This window comes from Paenibacillus sp. 01T443, from assembly GCF_056398325.1.
The window spans coordinates 1-629 of record NZ_JBFTPE010000072.1 but is presented as its reverse complement, the minus strand read 5'-3'; the positions used below and the strand labels follow the sequence as shown (position 1 = coordinate 629).

Annotated in this window: 1 protein-coding gene; it reads left to right on the top strand. The window is 68.5% G+C overall.

Features of this window, described 5'->3' with window-relative positions; all coding sequences use genetic code 11:
* Window positions 1–629, top strand: a 629-nt coding sequence (locus AC1DLI_RS34310; RefSeq protein ID WP_477610206.1) for an amino acid permease, incomplete at both ends; no start/stop codon positions are given.

Below are 629 nucleotides of genomic sequence, written 5' to 3'. Positions count from 1 at the left end.
ACTACGGCCGGTTCGAGTTCTGGTTCGCCGCGATCAAGGTCGCCGCGATCATCGCGTTCCTCGTCGTCGGCGTGCTCGCGATCGTCGGCCTGATCCCGGGCCACGCGGCCACCGGGGTGGGCAACCTCGTCGACCAGGGCGGCTTCGCCCCGACCGGCATCGCGGGCATCGCGGGAGCGCTGCTGATCGTCGTCTTCGCATTCGGCGGCACCGAGGTCGTCGCGATCGCGGCGGCCGAGTCGGACGACCCGTCGCGCAACATCAGCCGGATCGTTCGTCAGGTGATGGTGCGGATCCTGGTGTTCTACGTCGGATCCATCTTCGTGATCGTCGCGGTGCTGCCGTGGAACTCCGAGTCGGTGCTGGCCGGGCCCTTCTCCGCGGTGCTGGACACGCTCAAGATCCCCGGTGTGGGGCTCGTGATGGACCTCATCGTCATCGTGGCGCTGCTGTCGGCCATGAACGCGAACATCTACGGCGCCTCGCGCATGGCGTTCTCGCTCGGCGAGCGCGGTCTCGCCCCGCTCGCGCTCACCCGCACGAGCGCCGCCGGAGTGCCCCGCGTCGCCGTGCTGAGCTCTGTCGCCTTCGGGTTCGTGACGGTGATCCTGAACTGGATGTTCCCGAAC